This is a genomic window from Paenibacillus oryzisoli, from assembly GCF_001653565.1.
GTDB classification, from domain to species: domain Bacteria; phylum Bacillota; class Bacilli; order Paenibacillales; family NBRC-103111; genus Paenibacillus_E; species Paenibacillus_E oryzisoli.
In genome coordinates this window covers 64,830-81,978 of sequence record NZ_LYPB01000046.1, presented here as the reverse complement: position 1 = coordinate 81,978, position 17,149 = coordinate 64,830, and the positions used below count along the sequence as shown (strand labels likewise).

General features: G+C 46.4%; 18 protein-coding genes. 11 read left to right on the top strand and 7 right to left on the bottom strand.

Annotated elements, in window-relative coordinates; genetic code table 11:
- Positions 1–32 precede the first annotated feature (32 nt).
- The gene (locus A8708_RS04065; RefSeq protein WP_068662232.1) at positions 33–1,574 is read left to right on the top strand and encodes a tannase/feruloyl esterase family alpha/beta hydrolase; all 1,542 of its coding nucleotides are present in this window, start codon (positions 33–35) and stop codon (positions 1,572–1,574) included.
- Here the strand turns inward: A8708_RS04065 and A8708_RS04060 are convergent.
- Positions 1,571–2,452 (bottom strand): AraC family transcriptional regulator, encoded by an 882-nt coding sequence (locus A8708_RS04060; protein ID WP_068662231.1) that lies wholly within the window; start codon positions 2,450–2,452, stop codon positions 1,571–1,573. The genes A8708_RS04065 and A8708_RS04060 overlap by 4 nt on opposite strands.
- A 101-nt stretch (positions 2,453–2,553) precedes the next feature.
- On the opposite strand from A8708_RS04060, the gene A8708_RS04055 reads away from it, so the two are divergent.
- Positions 2,554–3,861 carry an ADP-ribosylglycohydrolase family protein gene (locus A8708_RS04055; protein ID WP_068662230.1) on the top strand — a complete coding sequence of 436 codons (1,308 nt, stop codon included), beginning with the start codon at positions 2,554–2,556 and terminating at the stop codon, positions 3,859–3,861.
- An 84-nt stretch (positions 3,862–3,945) separates the two neighbouring features.
- Here the strand turns inward: A8708_RS04055 and A8708_RS04050 are convergent, their stop codons facing one another.
- The 4 genes from A8708_RS04050 to A8708_RS04035 are packed head-to-tail and all read right to left on the bottom strand — an operon-like array spanning position 3,946 to position 6,701.
- Positions 3,946–4,713 (bottom strand): ABC transporter permease, encoded by a 768-nt coding sequence (locus tag A8708_RS04050; protein WP_068662229.1) that lies wholly within the window; start codon positions 4,711–4,713, stop codon positions 3,946–3,948.
- Complete coding sequence (locus A8708_RS04045) at positions 4,714–5,475, bottom strand: ABC transporter ATP-binding protein (protein ID WP_068662228.1); 762 nt, start codon at positions 5,473–5,475, stop codon at positions 4,714–4,716. It abuts the gene before it with no gap.
- 13 nt (positions 5,476–5,488) lie between these two features.
- Positions 5,489–6,358, bottom strand: coding sequence for a pentapeptide repeat-containing protein (locus tag A8708_RS04040; protein ID WP_068662227.1), 870 nt, complete (start codon positions 6,356–6,358; stop codon positions 5,489–5,491).
- 13 nt (positions 6,359–6,371) lie between these two features.
- Complete coding sequence (locus A8708_RS04035; RefSeq protein ID WP_068662226.1) at positions 6,372–6,701, bottom strand: PadR family transcriptional regulator; 330 nt, start codon at positions 6,699–6,701, stop codon at positions 6,372–6,374.
- A gap of 254 nt (positions 6,702–6,955) precedes the next feature.
- On the opposite strand from A8708_RS04035, the gene A8708_RS04030 reads away from it, so the two are divergent.
- The 4 genes from A8708_RS04030 (at position 6,956) to A8708_RS04015 (ending at position 10,922) form a co-directional block, all read left to right on the top strand.
- A complete protein-coding gene (locus tag A8708_RS04030) occupies positions 6,956–8,923 on the top strand; it encodes a PAS domain-containing hybrid sensor histidine kinase/response regulator (protein ID WP_068662225.1) in 1,968 nt (655 codons plus the stop codon).
- A 225-nt stretch (positions 8,924–9,148) separates the two neighbouring features.
- Positions 9,149–9,673, top strand: a complete 525-nt coding sequence (locus A8708_RS04025; protein ID WP_068662224.1) for a DoxX family protein — start codon at positions 9,149–9,151, stop codon at positions 9,671–9,673.
- Between the two features lie 45 nt (positions 9,674–9,718).
- Positions 9,719–10,327 (top strand): molybdenum cofactor guanylyltransferase, encoded by a 609-nt coding sequence (mobA, locus tag A8708_RS04020; RefSeq protein ID WP_068662271.1) that lies wholly within the window; start codon positions 9,719–9,721, stop codon positions 10,325–10,327.
- A gap of 52 nt (positions 10,328–10,379) precedes the next feature.
- Positions 10,380–10,922 (top strand): hemerythrin domain-containing protein, encoded by a 543-nt coding sequence (locus tag A8708_RS04015; RefSeq protein WP_068662223.1) that lies wholly within the window; start codon positions 10,380–10,382, stop codon positions 10,920–10,922.
- A gap of 25 nt (positions 10,923–10,947) precedes the next feature.
- Here A8708_RS04015 and A8708_RS04010 read toward each other — a convergent pair whose 3' ends face one another.
- Positions 10,948–11,643, bottom strand: coding sequence for a Crp/Fnr family transcriptional regulator (locus A8708_RS04010; protein WP_068662222.1), 696 nt, complete (start codon positions 11,641–11,643; stop codon positions 10,948–10,950).
- A gap of 292 nt (positions 11,644–11,935) precedes the next feature.
- Between A8708_RS04010 and A8708_RS04005 the strand changes: the two genes are divergently transcribed.
- The 5 genes from A8708_RS04005 to A8708_RS03990 all read left to right on the top strand — a co-directional run bounded on the left by A8708_RS04005 (position 11,936) and on the right by A8708_RS03990 (position 15,829).
- Positions 11,936–12,400 carry a GAF domain-containing protein gene (locus tag A8708_RS04005; RefSeq protein WP_068662221.1) on the top strand — a complete coding sequence of 155 codons (465 nt, stop codon included), beginning with the start codon at positions 11,936–11,938 and terminating at the stop codon, positions 12,398–12,400.
- Positions 12,401–12,511: 111 nt separating this feature from the next.
- Entirely contained in the window at positions 12,512–13,147 is a 636-nt protein-coding gene (locus tag A8708_RS04000) for a response regulator (RefSeq protein ID WP_275667865.1), read from the top strand.
- Entirely contained in the window at positions 13,140–14,255 is a 1,116-nt protein-coding gene (locus A8708_RS03995; protein WP_068662219.1) for a PAS domain-containing sensor histidine kinase, read from the top strand. The genes A8708_RS04000 and A8708_RS03995 overlap by 8 nt, the downstream gene beginning before the upstream one ends.
- A gap of 129 nt (positions 14,256–14,384) precedes the next feature.
- Positions 14,385–14,561 carry a hypothetical protein gene (locus A8708_RS35210; protein ID WP_157264531.1) on the top strand — a complete coding sequence of 59 codons (177 nt, stop codon included), beginning with the start codon at positions 14,385–14,387 and terminating at the stop codon, positions 14,559–14,561.
- Entirely contained in the window at positions 14,558–15,829 is a 1,272-nt protein-coding gene (locus tag A8708_RS03990) for a methyl-accepting chemotaxis protein (protein WP_068662218.1), read from the top strand. The genes A8708_RS35210 and A8708_RS03990 overlap by 4 nt, the downstream gene beginning before the upstream one ends.
- 131 nt (positions 15,830–15,960) lie before the next feature.
- On the opposite strand, the gene A8708_RS03985 is transcribed toward A8708_RS03990, so the two are convergent.
- Complete coding sequence (locus tag A8708_RS03985; protein WP_068662217.1) at positions 15,961–17,046, bottom strand: stalk domain-containing protein; 1,086 nt, start codon at positions 17,044–17,046, stop codon at positions 15,961–15,963.
- Positions 17,047–17,149 lie beyond the last annotated feature (103 nt).

The window sequence follows — 17,149 nt, the reverse complement described above, 5'->3', positions numbered from 1 at the left end:
AATCTTTATGAATGTAAAGGAGGGCTGAGTCTATGATGGAAGAAAGATTCAGGGATGCGAACATCGAAGGGTGCACAATTACATGTGTTCAAAGGGTAGAAGAGGGGGAATTCACGCTCTCGGACGGTGGAATCATAACCGATCTTCCCCCCTTTTGCCGTGTTGTTATGCAATTGAAACCAACATCCATTTCGAATATCCAGGTAGAAGTTTGGTTGCCTCTAGAGAACTGGAATGGCAGATTTCTTGGCACGGGCAATGGAGGAAGTGCTGGTGCTGTTGCTCATGGCGGCTTAGCTTTCGGATTACGACGTGGGTATGCAACGGCAAACACAGATTTGGGGACTTCTCCTCATGTCGATTCAGCCATTGGTCAACCGGAACGCTGGGCGGATTTCGGATATCGCGCAACACACGAGATGACGGTGGCAGCGAAGGAAATCATCCAATTATACTACCAAAGGCCAGCTAGGTATGCTTACTTCATGGGTTGTTCGACTGGTGGCCAACAGGCCTTGATGGAAGCACAGCGGTATCCGGATGATTACAACGGCATTCTTGCAGGGGCTCCAGCTAACAATCGTACGCATCTGCATACGGGCTTCTTGTGGAATTATAAAGCGATGAATGGGCTGCCCGGCCATTCCGCTTTCACCAAAGTTGAAATAGATGCCATAACCAATGCGGTGATCGAGCAACGCCGGGGCAAAGATGGTGGTGCTCCTATGGATAACTTTTTGACCGATCCAAGGAAATGCGATTGTGATCCGGAGACCATTGCGATTTCTAGCGAACTCGCTAACGACGAGGGACTCACGAGTGCACAACTATCAGCATTGAAGCTGATTTATAAGGGGCCAACCAATCCAAGAACCGGAGAGCAGATTTATACGCCACTTCCCTACGGAAGCGAGAACTGTTCGGGAGGACTGGATCTTCAACAAGATCCCGAGAGGTTGCCAATGTCTCTGTTGTATATGTTTCGATGGGTGTTCGGCGCTGACTTTGATTACATGACATTCGATTTTGATCATGATTTGGATGTATTAAATGAAAGTTTGGCTCCACTTCTAAATGCCAATAATCCGGATGTAAGCGCGATGAAAGCACTCGGTGGGAAAATAATGATGTATACAGGATTATCTGATCCGCTCGTTCCTTATCAAGATGCGCTTCATTATTATGAACGTGTGATTGAAGCTCAAGGGGGACTCGCCGAAACGCAAGATTTTTTTCGGTTTTTCCTTATCCCCGGCATGGGACATTGTGGAGGCGGTCCGGGGTTAAACGATCTAGGTCTCAGCTCTGTTCCAAGTAAGCAGAGGGATAGCGAGCATGATATCTTAAACGCGCTCGTTGCTTGGGTTGAGAATGGGAAAGCTCCTGAGAAAATAATCGCAACAGCGTACAAGGATAGCTTTGCTCCGAATGGCATTAGCTTTCAAAGGCCAGTCTTTCCTTATCCGAAGTTTCCTGAATACATGGGAGGAGACCCGAAGTTGCCTTCCAGCTACCAAGGAATGGATCATGAGCGTGGCGGGGTCTTGGCACCTGCGGAAAGATATCTTATTTAGCGATGCATCGCTCGCCACTTCGAGGGGGCGGCGCCCATCCATATCTTGAAATGTCGGTTAAAGCTAGATAAGGTGGAATATCCTACTTTTTCGGAAATAGAGAGGATGCTGCCATCGGTATGGCACAGCAAGGCAGAGGCCATCTGCATGCGCATATTGATCAAGTAATCGAGCGGAGCTGCGCCCATACACGTACGAAACGTGCGACGGAAATGGGTGACGCTAAGGTTGCAGATCGCCGCCAATTCTTGGGTGTGAATCGTCTCCATGTAATGCTGCGAGATATAGTGCAGCGACTTGGAGATTTTGTTTATAGAAGTACGGTCGACCGTTTCGATTTCAGGGGCACGGTCGGCCGCCTGACTAATGGCTCTCGTAATGAGGGACGCAAGAGACAAGGCGCATCCCTTGGCGGCAGTTTCATAGCCCGATTGCTTTCGGCTCAGTTCTTGAATGAGATATTCCGTCAGTATCGCGATGCCTGGAGACTCCTCCGGGCGGACGATGTTCGCCAATCGCGAATATCCTACGGGCGCAGCTCCTTCCCACGAGGGTGGAGCAGCTGTGCCAAGAAGAACTTTCAGGTCTATGAAGATAAAATGCCAGCCGCTTACTTGACCTTTGACACTCTGGGCAAGATGGAGCTGACCTGGAAAAATAATGCTCACATCTCCTTTGGAATAGGGCAGTATTTTTTCCTCTACGAAAAATACGCCAGAGCCTTCCCAACAGTAGCCTAGTTCCAAGCAATTGTGATAATGCAGGTACGTAATATTGGCATCGCTTTGAATATAATTCTCGAGAAGTTCTACAGGGAACGCCGAAGGAAGCAAAATAGGTTGAGAAACGACCTCGTACGATAATGGTTGTTTTTGCATAGTTTATGGTCCTTTTTAAGCGGAATTGTTTATTTTATTAGTATAAACTGGGTTTGGATCCATTACACTAAGAAAGTTAAATTTGGAAGGAGACTGTTTATATGGCTTATCCTGTAGAACCGAGTTTGACGCATTTATCCAGTAAAATCCTTGAGTACGGCCGACTGGCACATGAATACGGGGCGGCGGGGGTGCCCGGCGTCTGGTCGAAGCTGGAAAAACAGATGCAAGAGGCTATTGAGCTTATTAGAAATTTGCCTGTAAACGAAGTACTCGCTTCCAAAGAGCCAGATGATCTGAAGGGTATTCAAGCACTTCGGTCAAGCGGACCGAGAACGATGTGGAAAGCATTCGATAGTGCCTTGTACAAAAATAAGCTGGAAGGAGCTTTATTGGCCCGATTCGCCGGGTGCACGCTCGGAGCTCCCGTCGAGTTTTGGGAAGTAGAGGGCATGAAGTCCTGGGCTGAATACATCGGAGACAGCTTCCCGCCGCAGAACTATTGGTCCAAGGTCAAGACGCCGAACCATGTGCGATATGGGAAGAGCACACACCAAGAATATACGCGTGAAGGGATGAACGGGGTTCCGGTAGATGATGACTTGACGTATACGATTCTGGGGCTGCTTATCGCCGAAGAGCATGGCATTCATTTTACGACGGAGGATGTGGGCAAGAGCTGGCTGAAATATTTGCCGTACGCCTGCACGGCGGAGGAAGTGGCGCTGAATAACTTGAAGGCAGGCAAGTCTGCCATGGAAGCGGCGGATATGGACAATCCGTACTGTCAATGGATTGGCGCGGACATCCGATCCGATCCGTGGGCCTACATCGCGCCGGGACTCCCGTCGAAAGCGGCGGAGTATGCATACCGTGATGCCTATGTGAGTCATCGCAGAAACGGGATTTACGGCGAAATGTTTTTCAGCGCGGCGCAAGCCGCCGCCTTCGTGGTCGATCACCCGGTGGAAGCATTGCGTATCGGATTGACAGAAATTCCGAAGGACTGCAGCCTTTACAAGGATATCGAATGGGCACTCTCAATCGGAGGAGATATTGGGAATTACGCCGATGCCCGGAAAGCCGTAAACGAGCGCTTTGATGGTATGAGTGGCGTTCATACGAACAACAACGCATGCTTAACCGTATTCGGCTTAATGATCGGAGGGACGGATGTCTCCAAGGTTATATCCGAGACGGTAGCGATGGGGATGGACAACGATTGCACGGCTGCGACCGCAGGTAGTATCGTCGGCGCGATCGTCGGCAAGGAGGGTGTGCCTCCCCATTGGTATGCACCGTTCCAAGATAAAGTAAAGACTTATATGATCGGTGCCGAGGAGTTCCGGATCAGTGATATCGTTCAGAGATTTGCCACAGTAGCAGAGAAAACCTTCCATGAATCGTAATCCGGCAACTAGTATATGACAATTATAAAATGTTGTACAAAAACGAGTGTCCTCTAGGGAGGCACTCGTTTTTATTTAACCGGTTCATACACGTTTCTTATACACCCTCATGGCAAAGAAATAAGAGACTATCATAATTCCGACACACCAAGCAAGTGCAATCCATATCTCATTGCCCACAGGCTGCTCGGCAAGCAGCGCACGGATGGCGTTCACGATCGAGGTCACTGGCTGGTTCTCGGCAAAGACGCGAACAACAGTCGGCATGGACTCCGTCGGCACAAACGCCGAACTGATAAACGGCAGGAAGATAAGCGGATAGGAGAATGCGCTGGCGCCTTCAATCGTTTTGGCGGATAGCCCGGCTATCGCCGCGACCCAAGTTAAGGCCAGCGTAAACAAGACGAGTATGCCGATTACAGCAAGCCAAGGCAGTATGCCTGCGGAAGAACGAAAACCCATAATTAATGCAACAAGAATGATGACGATGAGTGAAATGGCGTTGGATACGAGAGAGGTCAACACATGCCCCCAAAGCAAGGCGGAACGTGAAATCGGCATCGTGTGGAACCGCTCGAAGATTCCTCGCTGTTTATCCATAAACAGGCGGTAAGAGGTATAGGCAATTCCGCTTGCGATCGCCATGAGGAGGATACCTGGCAACAGATAATTCACATAGTTGTCTGTCCCGGTTTGAATGGCGCCGCCTAACACATAGACGAACAGTAGCATCATGGCGATAGGGGTGATACAGACCGTAATAATGGTGTCCAAACTCCGGAAAATATGACGCATGGAACGTCCAAGCATAACGCTTATATCTGTAATGAAATGGTTCTTAGCCGTTTCCATTTACTTCGCCTCCTTCTTGCCGACGATTGAGAGGAAGATGTCCTCTAATGATGGCTGTTTCTCGATATACTCCACCTTCGCAGATGGAAAGAGCTTCTTGAGATCAGAGAGCGTGCCGCTTGCGATAATCTTACCCTCATGCAGAATAGCAATTCGGTCGGCAAGTTGTTCGGCCTCTTCCAAGTATTGCGTGGTCAAGAGTACAGTTGTACCGCTACCCGCAAGCTCCTTAACGATCTTCCAAACCTCGATGCGTGCCTCGGGGTCAAGCCCAGTGGTTGGCTCGTCGAGGAAAATGACTTGTGGATTACCTATAAGGCTCAGGGCAATGTCGAGCCGGCGGCGCATACCACCGGAATACGTAGACGCCCTGCGGTCGGCAGCGTCACTCAAGTCGAAGCGTTTGAGCAAATCCTCTGCAACTTGACGCGGATTCTTGAGGTAGCGCAGCTTGGCGATCATGATCAGATTCTCCCGTCCGGTCAATATTTCATCCACCGCGGCGAATTGCCCTGTCAGCGAAATGGCCTGACGGACTTGATCGGATTGTGATGCCACATCGAATCCGTTGATAGTGGCCGTTCCGTTGTCTTGTTTGAGCAACGTGGTGAGGATCTTGACGACCGTTGTCTTGCCTGCTCCGTTGGAGCCGAGCAGGGCGAAAATACTGCCCTTTTCCACCTCGAAATCAACACCCTTTAGGACTTGATGCTGCTTGTAGGACTTGTTCAGGCCAACGACTTGAATGGCATTCGTATGCATAATTTTCCCCTCCTTATCGAACAGTAACTTTAGACAGATCGGCCCCCATGCCTTTCAGTGAGGCATAGGTCAGTTTATCCATGACCGCACCGTCAAAGCATATGGTCTTGAACGCGCGGTAGTACTTATTGGTCAATGAAAAGAACGCTTGGAAAGACACATTCTTGAGTATAGCGCCCTTAAATGAAACGCCGTTTACGGCCGATTTATCAAACTTAACGCCGATAAAGGTTTGCCCGTCAAAACGAAGCCCGCTCATGTCGCAATATTCGAAGTCTACGCCGTCAAAGATACAATCTTCAAAGATTGTTTTCTTAAGGTCGATCTTGCTTAGCGTGACGTCGCTCAGTTTGATACCAGTGAATCTGGCTCCTTCCATCCCGGAAACACTGAAGTTGGTACGCACAAGGATCGATTCATTGAAGCTTACGTTCGTTAGGTCTGTTGCCGTTAGGACACAGTCTGTCAGGTTGGCACCGTCAAAGTTGGCATCACGTAAATCACTGGTCTTAAACGAACTTCCAGTTAAATCTGCGCTAGCAAAGTCAGCGGCTCGTAACGCACTAGCATTAAATTGTCCTTTATGGGCTCTAACACCTGCAAAGTCGCCCATTGCCAAGTTGCTGGCACTAAAGTTGGTCACGACTTGCCGTTCTAGGGAGCGGGAGAGGTTCGCGACTTCCAGTATCGTTTGTTCGATGTCACCGATGCTCTCAACGGTCATTTCAAATGCCGTTTCATCGTCCTTGCCCTCGGCTTTGAGTTCGCGATAGCGCTCCTGCAAATCGGAGTGCAGGTCTGTCTTTAACTCAGTAACACTCTTTACCCCATCGTATGGTGTGAAAATACCGTTCAAATAGCTCGTTAATTTCTGATTCGTCATAGCAATCTCTCCCTTATAATAAGTTTTCTAGTATGCGTTTCGAATACTCCCAATTGTTCTTGTTGCGAACGTAAGCACTCTTGCCCTTCTCGGTAATTCGGAAATACTTGCGTCGTCCGCCTTGAGATTCATCACCCCAATACCACTCGATATCGCCATCTGTCTCAAGCCGCCGAACGCTGGAGTACATCGTGGCTTCTTTCAATTCATATTCGCCGCCAGAGCGTTCGGCAATTAGTTTGACAATCTCGTACCCGTAGCGGTCAGCTTCCGATAGGAGTCGTAAAATCATTGTATCTGTATGTCCTCGCAGCAAGTCGGATGTAATTTTGTTCTCGCTCATATCGTCACCTCACATTTATATAATACGATACAGTACTGTGACTGTAAAGGTAGTTTATCAAACAAAATACTTTGTTTGTAAAAAAAAGGAACGCAAAAGAAACCAGCATAACGACATGCGGCTGGTTTCTTTTGCGTTTACGCATCGTGTAATTAACTAGCAATATACGGACGGGCATTCATTTTGTGGTAGAATGTGAGTAGCTGCCAATGGAAGAGGAAGCTGCCGCATCAAGTCGAAGGAGGAATGCATCGATGCAAGATCTGAGGTTATTTGACCCTGAAGCTTTATTTGAGCATCTATATAGGAATGCTCCAATTGGGATTGCTTTAATCTCTCTGGATCGAAAATGGATGAATGTTAACCCTGCGGTTTGCAGCATTTTCGGCTATTCAGAAGAAGAACTCTTGAACGTTACGCTAGAGGATATCCGACATCCTGATGATCGTAACAATACCAAGAATTTACTGACAGAATTATTGGCTGGCAATATCCCTTCATTTCAATTAGAGAATCGGTATTTTAATAAAAATGGCAATGTTGTTTGGACCTCCGTCTATGTTTCCTTAGTTCGTGATGACAAGGATGGGAAGCCTTTATATTATATTACCCAATTTATCGATGTAACCAAGAGCAAGCTCGCAGAGCTTAAGCTGCAAGAGAGTATCGAACGGTATACGTCGTTAAAGAAATACAATCATGATGCAATTATTTCTTTTGGCTTGGATGGCATTATCATAAATGGCAATAATATGGTGCAACAGATGACCGGCTATCTCATCGAAGAGTTAATCGGCAGTGGCATGTCCAAATTAATTGGCGAAAAAAGTGCCATACAGTTGCTTTTGGCCATAAAGGATCAGTTGGAAATCGAAAGAGTCGAAAAAGATATCACACTCATTCAACACAAGGATGGTTATTCCGTTGAAGTGTTGGTAACGCTCGCTCCAATCATTATCCAGACGCAGACTATGGGCTTTTACCTCATCGCGAAAGACATGACCGAACAGAAGAAATTGATTATCGAGAAAGAAGCCGCAGAAAAGACGAACAAAGCCAAAAGTGATTTCTTAGCCATGATGAGTCATGAAATCCGAACACCTATGAATGGTGTAATCGGGATGACGGATGTTCTTCTGGAGACGAATTTGGATGAGGAGCAGATAGAATATGTGCAAATTATTAAGAAGAGTGGAGCAACGCTGCTCACGATTATCAACGATATTCTGGACTTCTCCAAAATTGAATCCGGCAAAACCGAATTAACGGAAGAACCTTTGAATGTGAGAGATGTTCTATCAGAAACACTTTATCTAGTGATGGCTAAGGCTCTTGAGAAAAATCTGGAGATTACGACCTCCGTTTGTCCTAGAGTTCCGAATTTGGTTCAAGGCGATATCACGAAGCTAAGACAAGTGTTAATGAATTTACTTAGTAATGCCATTAAATTCACGCCTAGTGGATCTATTTCAATCAATGTTGAAACGGTGTTCCAAGAACTGAATACGGTTCGTCTTCAATTTGCTGTTCGAGATACTGGGATCGGTGTACCGAAGGAACAAGTTGGTCATTTATTTGACCCTTTCTATCAAGTAGATCATTTTATGACTCGGAAAGCGGAGGGTACGGGGTTAGGACTAGCGATTTGTAAAAAGCTCGTTGAGCTGATGGATGGTGAAATCTGGCACGAGGCTTCCAAAGATCAACCAGGATCAACGTTCTTGTTTACAGCCAACTTCCGGGTGCAATCGAATCATATAGACCTAGGCAAACATAAGCGATGGTCCGAACAAGATGTTATTGTCGAGCATTCAACTGATCAATTCTTGAAAATATTAATTGCCGAAGATAATGAAGTGAACCAAATTGTGCTAAAGAAAATGTTAGAGAAACTAGGGCACCAAACGACTTTAGTTGCAAACGGTAAAGAAGCTGTGGAAGCGGTTAAACGCGATTTCTATGATATCATCTTTATGGATATTCAAATGCCCTGGATGGATGGATTAGCTGCAACGAAGTTAATTAATGAAATGTGTAAGGGGAAAAAACGTCCATGCATTGTGGCCGTGACCGCTCACGCCATTAAGGGTGACAGTGAGAAATACTTGTCTGAGGGTATGGATGCTTACATCAGCAAACCAATCAGCATTAACGCGATAGCAGACATCATTGATCGATATGAAAGGATGAACCAGAACCATAGATCTAACGTTGAGCGATAGTTCAATGAAAATAAAGAGCAGTTCGCCACGCGGCGAACTGCTCTTTTTGTAAATATCAGAATTTATAAGTTTTACTTAATAATTTTGCTGAATTTCTAGATAAACGCTCCTGTCTTCAAAGGACGGCGTAGCCGTTTATTTTGTTTCATGGAGTGATTTATCTCACATACATGGTAATTTCTTCGACCTATAATGAAGTCATAAAGACTGAAGGAGATGGTTGAAATGATGAAATGGGTCAGGGAAAATAATTACGCTGCACTACTTTTGACAATCATTCGTTTGTATGTTGGTTGGGAGTGGATGATAGCGGGATGGCATAAAATCACAGGCGATAAAGCTTTCGACGCTGCAGGTTACCTGAAAGGTGCCATTGCTAAACCTGTTCTAGAAAGTGGAACAACAGATATGGTGTATCCGAATTTTGTGGCTTTTTTGCAAAACATCGCACTACCGCATGTAGGATGGTTTAATGTGCTGGTTCCTTGGGGGGAGCTCCTAGTAGGTATAGGGTTACTAGTAGGCGCATTGACAACGGCAGCGATTTTCTTCGGCTTACTGATGAATTTCATGTATATGTTTGCAGGTACAATTAGCTCGAATCCGTGGCTTGTGCTCCTCGGGTTAATTATTATAGCAGCTGGGGCGAATGCGGGGAAATATGGTGTGGATTATAAGATTCTTCCTTATCTGCACAGAGGATTCGATAAGCTCTTAGAGGTATGTCATGTGAAAGTGAAATTCAGATGAGGCTGTATAGAGGTACATGATGTAGAAAAAGGAGATGTAATGGGCATGCTTTCAGGAGTGATTCTGGCTGGTGGAGCAAACCGTCGAATGAACGGGGAACAGAAGGCCTTGCTGCCATTTGAAGGGAAACCGCTCATCGTCCGACAGCTCGACGCTATGAAGGAAATATGTGATGAATTAATTGTGGTAACCAATGATCCTAGGCCTTATTTAAACGTGGTAGATCGTTCCGTTCGCATTATTTCGGATTTCTTCATGGGCCATGGGTCGCTCGGAGGCATGCATGCTGCATTATCCCTAGCTAAATATGCCTCCGTGTGGGTCGTTGGGTGCGGCATGCCCTTTATATCCAGCGAAGCCGCTCAATTGTTACTGAGGAGAAAGCTGGAGGGCTTCGAAGCCGTAGTTCCGTTGGTGGCCGATAAGTTGCATCCCTTGCACGGTATCTATGATCGAGCCGCTTGTGCCTTCCACATCGGACGACTCTTAAATCAGGGGCATACCTCGGTTTCCACGCTGCTGAGACATATTTTTTGGAGCGAGCTGGGGGATCAGTTCTGGCTTGAACGGGGCATTGACATGAGGTTTGTTTCCCAGATGACGACCTTGGAGGACTACCAGTACATGAAGCTCCTGCATACGCAACTAAAGTAGCGAAGCATTCATCATTTCACGCTCATTTCAATATGGCAAAGGAGGATTTAGTATGGCAATTAATTCCACCATGAATAGGGTAGGCATCGCATCATCAAACCCCGTGGAGCTTGAATATGCAACAGATCGGTTAATAGCGGAACATGAAGCATTGAGGAGCGCACTCAGGAAAATGGAAGCGGGAGCGAAGGAAGTCATGCTTGCGGATGACCTTGTAAGGGGCGTGCAGATCGTTCAAGAGCTCAGAAAGCAGGCTTCACTATTTGTGAAGGAGTTGGAACGACATTCGGAATGGGAAGAGCATGACTTGTTTCCATTCCTGGCTGGATACGTTCATCGTGAATCCGTCCCCTCAATCCTTCCTTCTTTTTGGGTGTTGGAGAGGGATCACGAACTGGGCGTGTCATTTATCCAATCCTTTCAAGATATGAGTAAGGAAGTGCGACTTGCTGCAGGCAGAAAGCAAATAGCGGAAGCAGCAGGCCATCTCGTACAAGCATGCCTCATATTGAACGACCATTTGACCATGGAAGAACAGCTTGTTTTTCCTTTAGCTGAGAAAGTGCTGACAGATTTGGAATCTTTTTTTTCATAGAAATGATAGAGAAATCTGATTGGACTTACATGCGGCAAATTTCAGCAGGGCAATTCTCGCAATGACAAATATCCCGGAGGTATGTTGCATTTTTAATAATAATTTCCCCATGATCAAACACGACGGCATCTTCTTTCTTCATCTCACTTAGCATGCGATTGACGCTTTCCCGTGTTGCGCCTATCATATCAGCCATTTCGGAATTGTTAATTTTGTAGTTAATGTGGATATGATCACCCTTCGGTACACCATACGAATTACTTAACCGTATTAATAAAGAACAGAGCGCCCCGGGCTTACCATACATCATTAAATCGCGAAACTTAGTTTCTGTCATACGGTGCATAAGCCCCATCCATTTCATGAATTCAATCGCGAGGTCACCATGCTGCCATAGCAGGACTTCGAGGTCTTTGCGCTGAATCACGCCAAATTCACAATCCTCGGTTACTTCGGCGCTGAAACTCTGTTGGGAGTTCTGAAACGGATCGATTTGCCCGAATAAATCTCCTGTTTGATGGAGATACAGAATGAAGCTCTTACCGGTTTCAGACAGCTTGGTAATTCGCACGCCACCATGGATGACGTAATACAAACGATCTGCGAGATCACCTTCTCTGAACAAGAAATCTCCCTTTGTAGCGTGTTTCCGATACATGATGCTCTGCAGTCTATCGAAATTGTCTTGTGAAAAGAAATTCATGATACCATTCTTAACCATGGGGACCAACTCCTCGGCGGTTTTGTGATATCTATATCATAACGTCTTTGGATCCATTTGGTTATCGGGGGTTCTGCTGATCTTTGCAGGCAATTATCCCCATCACCTGTGAGGAAAATCACAGTCTGAATCCTTACTCCCCTGATGAATCGCTCAGGGAATGAGCGGTGGAAATGACACAATCTCCTGATAAGGAAATCAGGGTTTTCCCTGACTTACAAGATATATAGAAACATTTACAATGATAGGTAAACAAATTCTGGCCTGCTGCGTCGAAATGGAGGTGGCCCTTATGGCAACAGACGATGCAACCCTAGTAGTAAAGCTGGAACAATTGCGAAGATTGACGTCCTGTGACTTCATGGCACTTGCCCCTCTGGCAGAGCATGCCAGTCGCAATCGTTGGAAATATGTCATTGGCAACAGTAATAATCGTTATCAACAAATGGTAATCCAAAAAGGCCAGGGATTAGCTGGCTCTGTTCTGCGTTTAGGCAGATGGGTTAAACTCGATGATACCCATCCTAAACATGAGCAAGAAAGGCTCCATTGTCCGCTTATGCTTGCCGAGCAACTGCAAGCGGCAGCCGTATTCCCACTCGTGCCTATCGCTAGCTCGCAGATCAAAGGTTTACTTTTCATCGGTAAACGAGAACATCGAAGATTTGAACATGACGAACTGCTGGCTGTTCAATATAATGTCGACACATTGGCATCGGATTTGTTCATGATTGAGGCTATGGAGGCGCATGAGTAAGTCGATGGAATCGACGAACTGCTGCTCCAATGGTGCGAAGCCGCCCTTACGAGGAATGCGTTATTTTGTTATGATGGGTAAAAGGGGGCGGGTGCGCTGAAAATTCTAGTCGTGGATGATCACGCCGTAGTTAGATCGGGCTTGATGATGCTGCTTCATGGCAAGCATAATATGGAAGTCATCGGGGAAGCGGCTGATGGTGAAGAGGGGATTGAGGCAGCGTGGCTGCTGAAGCCAGACGTGGTTCTGATGGACCTGAACATGCCAGCTGGCATGGATGGATTAACTGCAACCGCGGAGTTGCGCCGACGAATGCCCGATTTGGCTATTCTCATATTAACGATGCATGACGATGATGAATACTTATTTAGGGCCATTCACGTGGGCGCTTCCGGATACATTTTGAAAAGTGCACCGCACGAGGAATTATTGACGGCAATTCGTTCCGTGGCAGCGGGAAATGCCTATCTCTACCCCACAGCGACGAAGCGGCTTATGAATGAATATATTGAACAATTGAAGCAAGGCGAGCATGTTGATACATTCGGATCACTTTCGGAACGTGAACGGGAGGTACTGGCTTTAATCGCCAAAGGATTCTCCAATAGGGAAATCGCGGAACAATTGGTTATTAGTGTGAAGACCGTGGAATCACATAAGAGCAACGTCATGGAGAAGCTAGGCTTGAAGACAAGACCCGAGTTGGTGAAATATGCGGCGAAGAAAGGACTGTTGAACTTTGAGTAAGGATGTGAACCGGGAATACCCGGAAGTCATCGGCGAAAATGTAAATGAATTGTTGAGTCGTCTTGATGAACAGATCGCAGACTCGTTGTTTCAACAGGATTTGAGACAGTCGCTTAAACAATTATCCAATGTTAAATTCGCTCTCGATGAATCCTCGATTGTAGCAGTTACGGATCATAAAGGGAAAATTATTTATGTGAATGATAAATTTTGTGAAATTTCCAAGTATGAACGAAGTGAGCTCCTCGGTTTGGATCATCGGATCATTAATTCCGGTTATCATGACCGAACGTTCATGACGGATTTATGGAGTACGATATCCTCGGGGCAGGTATGGCGAGGCGAAATTAAGAATAAAGCCAAGGATGGCAGCCACTATTGGGTCGATACCACCATCGTGCCATTCGTAGATAACGAGGGCCGAACCCATCAATATCTAGCGATTCGCAATGAAGTCACACAACTTAAACGGGTGGAAGAAGAGCTTCAGCTGATGATGTCACAGGTTCTGCAGATTCAAGAGGAAGAACGAAGGAAGTTTTCCCGCGAGCTGCATGATGGAATTGGACAAAGCTTGTTCTCTCTGTTGATTCAGATGGATCGACTGATCGGAGAAGGTGAGAGGGATCAGACAGAACTGATGCGGCTCCGTCATAATGTCACAGGGATCATCGAAGAGGTACGAAGTCTGGCTTGGCAAATCCGTCCCTCCGTACTGGATGATCTAGGTGTCATCCCTGCTATTCGTACGTATATTGAGAATTTCACGGATCACCATGGCATACGGGTAGAGTTAAGCAGTCGTTTGCTCAAACGGCTCGGAGCCCTGGAGGAAACGACCATTTACCGTGTTATCCAAGAAGCGCTTACGAATATTGCTAAGTATGCCGGCGTATCAGAGGCAAGTGTTGTCGTTAAAGAGATGGATGGCTATGTTAGGGTTCAAATAGCCGACAAAGGACAGGGCTTTGCTAGAAACAGCAGTGCCAAAGGCGTAGGCCTGTTTAGCATGGAAGAGCGAGCAAAGAGCATTGGCGGTAAAGTCACGATTGACTCTGTCATCGGTGCAGGGACTACCGTGACGCTGACGGTTCCAGTGAAGGTATAAAAAAGGATGTGTCTCCTTGTTTACGAAGGAGGCATGTCCTTTTTTTTGCAGGGGGGCTGTGACATTTGTCATAGAGAACATGTAGGAAATCGCGTACATTTAGCGTATAGGATGAGGAGTTGATGATAAATGATCACTTGCGATCAATGCGGGAAGACGAATGGTTCAGGACAGCTAGGCAAAAGTTGGATTTGTGGGGACTGCAAAATAGGTGATGTCAAAACGACTCTGAAGAACAAAGCGGGCAAAGTTACGATGGTGATTGAGAAGGTCGTGGGGTACGAAAACGAAGGTGCTTCTTCATGAATCTGAGTTTAGTCAAGAAGATCGTAATCGGCATTGTCATTGTGTCGATCGTGACGTATGGCAGCAGTGCATTTTTTATTTTCTATGTAAAAGACATAATCGCTCCCGATATGACCGATTGGCTATATCTCTCGATTATAATGCTGCTCGGTATTTTCTGGACAGGTTTATTAGGATGGTTTGGCGCCACCTGGTTTACCAAACCGCTGCTCAGATTGACGGAAGCTGCCAATAAAGCAGCAACTGGCAACCTACAAGTGGATATTCCAGCTTACCACTCCAATGATGAAATTCGCTTGCTTAGTATGTCTTTTGAGCAAATGATTGGGAACTTGCGACAGATGATTACGGATATATCGGCAAGTGTTTCGTTTACGGACAGCCATGCAGGGGTACTACGGCATGGGATGGATCAGGCGGCCAAACAGATTGAACTTACAGCGGGCGCTGTTGATATGATATCGAACGGTGCATCGGAACAAGCAGCATCTACGCAAGGAACGTTAACGGCCGTCGTGCAGATTAAACAAGCTGCAGATGAAATCGGGGCCAAAGCAGGAGAGTCGCAGACGATTTCGCAAGAAACGCTGAAGACCATCAAGGAGAGCGAGGTTATTGTACGTTCTCTCGTACAAGGTCTACTGAACTTGGCTAATTCCAATCAGGAGTCCATTACGGTCGTCAGGCAGTTACACGATAATGCGAAGGAAATCGGACAGATAACCCGAGTTGTTGGAGATATCGCTGAGCAAACCCATTTGCTTGCCCTGAATGCTTCGATTGAGGCAGCAAGAGCAGGGGAGCATGGTTCGGGATTCATGGTCGTAGCTGGGGAAATTCGCAAATTGGCTGAACAAAGCGCCAAGGCGGTGAGGGATATTAACCAGTTAACCACACGAATTGAATTGGATGTAGCCGGAGTTGTAGAGAAAATAACGGATCAAGAACAACTCGCAAGTCGCGAAGTCGGCAACGGTGAGGAAGGAAAGAAGGCGCTGACTCGAATCAACAAGGCCGTTCTGGAAACCGCACAAACGGTTGAGAATATCGTTGGGTGTGTAACGGATCAGATTCAGAAGATTGGAAGTGCCCTAGTCCAAACGAACGAAGTGGCGGAGATTGCAACACAGATTTCTAAAGAGACGAAACATGTGTCTTTGTCTGTCCAAGAACAAATGGCAGTTATGGAGGAACTATCCGCTTCCTCAGAGATGTTGCGATGCCAAGCAGATCTATTGAAATCCAAAATTAATATTTTTCAACTATAAGATAGGGAACGGCATGTGTTGCTGTAACATCGATCCCGGACTATTTAACGGAGTTAACCATTCGTGGTCATTGACATAGAAAAGCCATGACATTCAACCTAAGCGGAATGTCATGGCTTTTTGGCAATCGTTTATTTTCTAATATTGAAGCCGATAAAAGCTTTGGTGTTGAAATCGAACACAGCCGTTAACGGTCCGAGGAGCTCATCCTGGTCAGTATTGTAAGTAACCGTTATGACGTTGCCTTTCGCAGCTTGTACGTCTGCTAGCAATTTCTTCTGTTCGTCTGTGGAAGGCAGTACACCAACCTCAGCAGAGGAAACGATTTGAACGACTGCCTCATCTTGCTTCGTTGTAATATGGGACGCTTGCTCTTTCACTTGTGCCCATGCCAGGTTACGGTATTCCTGTGCAGCCTCTGGGGACATTTTCGGCGTGCCGATTACAGGCGATTGTGGCTGAACAACGAGAAGGTAAACAGGGCTTTGCGGAGGTAGGCTTTTCGTTTCAAAAGGACCGTAGTAGGCTTTGACTTTCGTACCAGCCTTCAGGTCTTCCCATTTCACGGATTCACCTTGCGACGTCATGACACGCGTTTCCTTACCGCCATTAAGTACCAAATTGTCTAGCTGAACTTGCCAGCCATCATCTGTATGTTTCACTTCTTTAATTGTATCTTCTTTAACTAAGCGGTCTGCGTGAACGTTAATGTTTACAGCAAGCGCTTGGCCCGGATAGCTCATCGCCATAGCTGGTCCGAATTGAGCGTCGATTTGAGTGCCGGCTTTTAGATCAGCAGCAGTTAGTGTTTTGCCATCTAGGTTCTTGATGGTCGTTGATTTGTCTACGGTCAAAATAACCCAAGTGCTGCCAAGCAGCTCAATACGGGTATTCCCGTCGTCTTTCGTCTGCACGCTTACGATTACACCAGTTGCAGGCATCAAGGCAGCCTCCTCGGCTTCGTCAAGCTCGATCTCTTTATTGGCTTCATCGTAATTTACCGTGTATCCAAGCTGAGTCGCAGCGTCACGAACGGGAAGGTAGGCTTTGCCATCAATATAGACAGGCGTTAGCTTGCTATCTTGTCCGTTAACAACAATTTTTACATCCTTTTGCAAGTAACCTGTAACCTTTTCTACGAAATCCTCTGCTCCGACTGCAGCTGTTGTGCCAAGTAACCCAACCAAACTTAATATGACAGTTAATTTTTTCTTCATGTGATGAATCTCCTCCGATATTTAAAATGTAGCGTCAATCATGTTGACAATCCATCAGACGGAGGTTGGACGGAATAGGTTGCAGTTGTTCCTAAATTTATTA

Bases quoted from the DNA above. Each gene is read 5' to 3' on its own strand.
- A8708_RS04060 (WP_068662231.1), bottom strand. From the start codon at position 2,452: ATGCAAAAACAACCATTATCGTACGAGGTCGTTTCTCAACCTATTTTG.
- A8708_RS03990 (WP_068662218.1), top strand. From the start codon at position 14,558: ATGAATCTGAGTTTAGTCAAGAAGATCGTAATCGGCATTGTCATTGTG.
- A8708_RS04065 (WP_068662232.1), top strand. From the start codon at position 33: ATGATGGAAGAAAGATTCAGGGATGCGAACATCGAAGGGTGCACAATT.
- A8708_RS35210 (WP_157264531.1), top strand. From the start codon at position 14,385: ATGATCACTTGCGATCAATGCGGGAAGACGAATGGTTCAGGACAGCTA.
- A8708_RS04015 (WP_068662223.1), top strand. From the start codon at position 10,380: ATGGCAATTAATTCCACCATGAATAGGGTAGGCATCGCATCATCAAAC.
- A8708_RS04045 (WP_068662228.1), bottom strand. From the start codon at position 5,475: ATGCATACGAATGCCATTCAAGTCGTTGGCCTGAACAAGTCCTACAAG.
- A8708_RS04035 (WP_068662226.1), bottom strand. From the start codon at position 6,701: ATGAGCGAGAACAAAATTACATCCGACTTGCTGCGAGGACATACAGAT.
- A8708_RS04050 (WP_068662229.1), bottom strand. From the start codon at position 4,713: ATGGAAACGGCTAAGAACCATTTCATTACAGATATAAGCGTTATGCTT.
- A8708_RS04040 (WP_068662227.1), bottom strand. From the start codon at position 6,358: ATGACGAATCAGAAATTAACGAGCTATTTGAACGGTATTTTCACACCA.
- A8708_RS04010 (WP_068662222.1), bottom strand. From the start codon at position 11,643: ATGGTTAAGAATGGTATCATGAATTTCTTTTCACAAGACAATTTCGAT.
- A8708_RS04030 (WP_068662225.1), top strand. From the start codon at position 6,956: ATGCAAGATCTGAGGTTATTTGACCCTGAAGCTTTATTTGAGCATCTA.
- A8708_RS03985 (WP_068662217.1), bottom strand. From the start codon at position 17,046: ATGAAGAAAAAATTAACTGTCATATTAAGTTTGGTTGGGTTACTTGGC.
- mobA (WP_068662271.1), top strand. From the start codon at position 9,719: ATGCTTTCAGGAGTGATTCTGGCTGGTGGAGCAAACCGTCGAATGAAC.
- A8708_RS04055 (WP_068662230.1), top strand. From the start codon at position 2,554: ATGGCTTATCCTGTAGAACCGAGTTTGACGCATTTATCCAGTAAAATC.
- A8708_RS04025 (WP_068662224.1), top strand. From the start codon at position 9,149: ATGATGAAATGGGTCAGGGAAAATAATTACGCTGCACTACTTTTGACA.
- A8708_RS04005 (WP_068662221.1), top strand. From the start codon at position 11,936: ATGGCAACAGACGATGCAACCCTAGTAGTAAAGCTGGAACAATTGCGA.